Origin of the sequence: Zongyangia acetica (genome assembly GCF_038739695.1) — a bacterium.
GTDB classification, from domain to species: domain Bacteria; phylum Bacillota; class Clostridia; order Oscillospirales; family Ruminococcaceae; genus Zongyangia; species Zongyangia gallinarum.
This window is the reverse complement of record NZ_JBBEWN010000031.1, coordinates 1-3,914: the sequence shown is the minus strand read 5'-3', so window position 1 is coordinate 3,914 and position 3,914 is coordinate 1. Positions and strand designations below refer to the sequence as shown.

The window sequence follows — 3,914 nt, the reverse complement described above, 5'->3', positions numbered from 1 at the left end:
GCGTTGGTAAACATATACGTATCGAAGCCGAGATTGGACTTCTTGGACTTATTGCGGCGGGTGTGAAATTTATTCTCGACAAAGTTGATTGGAACAACGCAAAAGAATCAAACACAGGCGACTGGTCAGCGGCTACCAATACAGGCGACCAGTCAGCGGCTACCAATACAGGCGACCGGTCAGCGGCTACCAATACAGGCCACTGGTCAGCGGCTACCAATACAGGCGACCAGTCAGCGGCTACCAATACAGGCCACCGGTCAGCGGCTACCAATACAGGCGACCAGTCAGCGGCTACCAATACAGGCGACCAGTCAGCGGCTACCAATACAGGCCACCGGTCAGCGGCTACCAATACAGGCGACCAGTCAGCGGCTACCAATACAGGCGACTGGTCAGCGGCTACCAATACAGGCCACCGGTCAGCGGCTACCAATACAGGCTACCAGTCAGCGGCTACCAATACAGGCGACCAGTCAGCGGCTACCAATACAGGCGACTGGTCAGCGGCTACCAATACAGGCCACCGGTCAGCGGCTACCAATACAGGCCACCAGTCAGCGGCTACCAATACAGGCTACCAGTCAGCGGCTACAGTTAAAGGAAAAGATAGTATAGCGATTGTAACTGGATACCAGAGCAAAGCGAAAGGATCGCTTGGATGTTGGATCGTGCTTACCGAGAGAGATGAAGAAATGCACATTCTTGATGTAAAAGCTGTATGTGTAGATGGAGTTGAAATTAAGGAGGATACGTTCTATATATTGAAAAACGGCAAGGTTGAAGAAGTCGAGGATTGAGAGACGGGAGGATGAATGAGATGACAAGGGAAGAAGCGATTGAATGGTTTGAAACACATATGCCGACAAAATTAATGCCTGTGGCAAAAAAAGCGTATGAAATGGCCGTTTTCGCGCTTACGCATCAGCAGGGTGAATGGATCAGTGTCAAGGACAGGCTGCCGGAACCAGGGCAGATCGTTTTGGTGTACCAGACATACAGTTGGCAAAGATTCGAGGATGGGGCTGAAATTACGATTGGCAGATTGCGGCGTTCAAATACCAGATGCAAATCGTACTGGGAATTCCAGCATTATCGAGCGGATTTTAAAAGTGGTACGGTCTTGGATAATGACATTATCTGTCCGGGAAACGAATACATTACCCACTGGATGCCGCTGCCGGAGCCGCCGGAGGATAGGGGGTAAGGGAATGAAGTGCAAATTTGAACATGACGGTGACTGTTGCAATTGTGGATCACCGCAGTACATGTGCAAGTGTAAGCCGGATATATGCAATAGCATCGTGTCAATGACCAACGCCGACCGCATTCGGGCCATGAGTGATGAAGAACTCGGAAAATTCCTGTGTGATTTCAGGTCTTGCAATTCAAGTAAACATCCATGTGATGGATGTAAAGCAGAACCTCATTGCCATACAGGCCACAATGGGATGATTGATTGGCTCCGCCAGCCGGCAGAGGAGGACTGACATGAACTACAAGGAACTGATTGAGAATTTAGAGAGGCGTGGAATGAAAAACGGGTCGTCTCTCGGTGAACATTCAGGGTTGTATGAGCAAGCCGCCTACGCCATCACCGACCTACTTGCCCGTTCAGAAGAGGCGGAGGCCAGAGCGGAGAAGGCGGAGAGGGAGAGGGATACCTTAATTAAGCGAACGAGCGGCGATTGTTGGTCTTGCATCAGGCGTTATGAATGTAACTCGAGACGCGGCCCGCATAATAGATGCTGGGAATTTGATAATTGGTTGCTAAAGGAGGACAAGTGATGGAGAGGCTGACGAAAGAAGGAAAATTCTGCGACGTCATAGAGTGCGAGTTGACGCCAGGCGGCTCATTTTGTGAGAGAGGTACTTGTACGGAACGGAGGCTGTGGGAGCGCCTTTCTTTCATTGAGGATATCTTGGGAAATGACTACGACCTGGACCGCCTTCGTGAGCTGGTAGAAGCTGATAAGGATGGGCGGTGTTTTATTACACCCGCAAAAATCGGTGACACGGTATACCATATAACGACTTGCAAGTACTTTCCGAGAGTGCTTGACGGGACAATGTACGATGCTGATGGAGGACATGGAACTGCAACAGGGCTGTATTGCCCGTGTGAACTTATGGAGAATTGCCCATTCCAATGTGACGATGATGGAGATTTTGACTGCGATAAGCACAAAAACACTCTTGCAATATTCGAGGACATTGTGGACAGCATTCGCATTGAAGATATGGAGGATTATATAGCTTTTAACTATTCGGGCGGCGCTGATTTTGAGGACATCGGCAAAACCGTATTTCTCACCTGTGAAGAAGCGGAAGCTGCATTGGAGGAAATGAAAAATGGCTGAGTATATCGAGAGAGCAGCAGTTTTAAAAAGTCTTGGATATGAGGAAAAGAGGCGAAGTAATGTGCTTCCGGGTTCTACGTTTGATATCATTCTTAAGGAACCCGCCGCAGATGTTGCGCCGGTGGTGCATGGGAGGTGGATTGGAAAGCCACTCTGTGGAAACGATAACTGCCGTTGTTCTATTTGCGGTAGTTGGTTCAATGTTCATGCAAGCTTGCGTGGAGATATAACGCAAATTTATTGTCCCAACTGTGGGGCTAAAATGGACTTAGATACAGCTAACGACACGCAACATATCTATGAAGCCGCCCTCAATAAATATGGCAAAGAAAATCAAACGCGGATGATGTTCGAGGAGATGGCAGAGCTGCAAAAGGAGCTGTGCAAGGAAGCCAGAGGAGAGGACAACAAAGACGCCATAGCGGAAGAGATCGCAGATGTGAAGATTATGCTGGAGCAGATGACGATCCTCCACAACTGCAAGGATATGGTGGAGATGCAGATGAAGAGGAAGCTTCAGAGGCTAAAAAAGAGATTGGAGGGAGAACAGTGACAGAGATATGCGCTTTTTGGGACTGCGGGAAATGCAGAGCACTGACCGAGACAGACTGTCAATGGTGCAAGTTCTTCAAAACCACAAGGCAGGTTATGTCGGAGTCGGAGAGGGCAAAGAAGCGAATTGATGGTTTGAGTTCAGAGGAAAGCAGGTACATCCGGGAAAAATACAATCTCAGGAACGCATACCGTTAGGAGGGTGATGGGGTGACCAGGAATGTGAAACTGGACGACGATGTTTACAGCAGATGCCTGGCAACAGCAAAAGGATATTACACAATGCTAAGGCGGAGGAAAAAGATTGAAGACGAGATTATCCATGCTGGACATTGCCCAGATGGTCAGCCCAGAGGAAACGGGATTGGGAACCCAACAGCCCGCAAGGCGGAGCGCATTATGATCCGGCAGCAAAAGAACGAGGAAAGGATTAGAGCGGTAGAACAAGCTTGGTGCGAATGCCAGGACGACTGGGAAAAGGAGTTTATCAAGCAGAATTTGTTTGAACACCAGCCAATGCAATACATAAACCTACCCATCTCAGAGCGTACAATGAAGCGATACCGAAAAAAATTCCTTGTCAGGCTGGCGCAAAATCTCCATGAGATTTAGAAAACATGGCACCTTTTTCCCGAAAAAAGGGTTTAAAATGATAATATAGGGTTCTAAGGAAAAGGCCCTATCCTCACACATCCCTTCTCCTCCTTTTTAGAGAGCGCCTGCCGGAAAATTGGCGGGCGCTTCGTTATACCCGGAAACCCGAGGTGATCCAGTGGAAGACATAGATAAGCTGATCGAAGAATACCAGGAGTCCCTGGGCAGGGTGATTGCCCGCCGAATAGAAATCCGGGCAAGATTACCAGAGAAAGAGCCGTGGAAAGGTGATCCCGCTTTGTGGAAAAGATACATGTACTTATGCAGGATGGAAGGGGATACCCGGTACGCGTTGTGCCAGATGCTGAGGAGCAAAGAGGGGAATGTGAGGACATAGGCAAAAAGAAA

Annotated in this window: 5 protein-coding genes and 1 pseudogene; all 6 read left to right on the top strand. The window is 48.8% G+C overall.

Annotated elements, in window-relative coordinates; translation table 11 throughout:
* Positions 1-800: pseudogene (locus WGC32_RS14810) on the top strand (DUF7666 domain-containing protein); the annotation flags it as partial.
* Between the two features lie 20 nt (positions 801-820).
* The gene (locus WGC32_RS14805) at positions 821-1,207 is read left to right on the top strand and encodes a DUF551 domain-containing protein (protein ID WP_342683028.1); all 387 of its coding nucleotides are present in this window, start codon (positions 821-823) and stop codon (positions 1,205-1,207) included.
* A gap of 284 nt (positions 1,208-1,491) precedes the next feature.
* Positions 1,492-1,788 carry a hypothetical protein gene (locus WGC32_RS14800; protein ID WP_342683026.1) on the top strand — a complete coding sequence of 99 codons (297 nt, stop codon included), beginning with the start codon at positions 1,492-1,494 and terminating at the stop codon, positions 1,786-1,788.
* On the top strand, positions 1,788-2,360 hold the full coding sequence (locus tag WGC32_RS14795) for a hypothetical protein (protein ID WP_342683025.1): 573 nt from the start codon (positions 1,788-1,790) through the stop codon (positions 2,358-2,360). The genes WGC32_RS14800 and WGC32_RS14795 overlap by 1 nt, the downstream gene beginning before the upstream one ends.
* A gap of 262 nt (positions 2,361-2,622) precedes the next feature.
* Positions 2,623-2,913: a nucleoside triphosphate pyrophosphohydrolase family protein gene (locus WGC32_RS14790; RefSeq protein ID WP_342683023.1), complete on the top strand. Its 291-nt coding sequence runs from the start codon at positions 2,623-2,625 to the stop codon at positions 2,911-2,913.
* A 209-nt stretch (positions 2,914-3,122) separates the two neighbouring features.
* On the top strand, positions 3,123-3,524 hold the full coding sequence (locus tag WGC32_RS14785) for a hypothetical protein (protein ID WP_342682858.1): 402 nt from the start codon (positions 3,123-3,125) through the stop codon (positions 3,522-3,524).
* The last annotated feature ends 390 nt before the right edge of the window (positions 3,525-3,914 follow it).

What these genes read in the sequence shown, in the direction of transcription:
- WGC32_RS14805 (WP_342683028.1), top strand. Translation starts at nt 821, where the DNA reads ATGACAAGGGAAGAAGCGATTGAATGGTTTGAAACACATATGCCGACA.
- WGC32_RS14800 (WP_342683026.1), top strand. Translation starts at nt 1,492, where the DNA reads ATGAACTACAAGGAACTGATTGAGAATTTAGAGAGGCGTGGAATGAAA.
- WGC32_RS14795 (WP_342683025.1), top strand. Translation starts at nt 1,788, where the DNA reads ATGGAGAGGCTGACGAAAGAAGGAAAATTCTGCGACGTCATAGAGTGC.
- WGC32_RS14790 (WP_342683023.1), top strand. Translation starts at nt 2,623, where the DNA reads ATGGACTTAGATACAGCTAACGACACGCAACATATCTATGAAGCCGCC.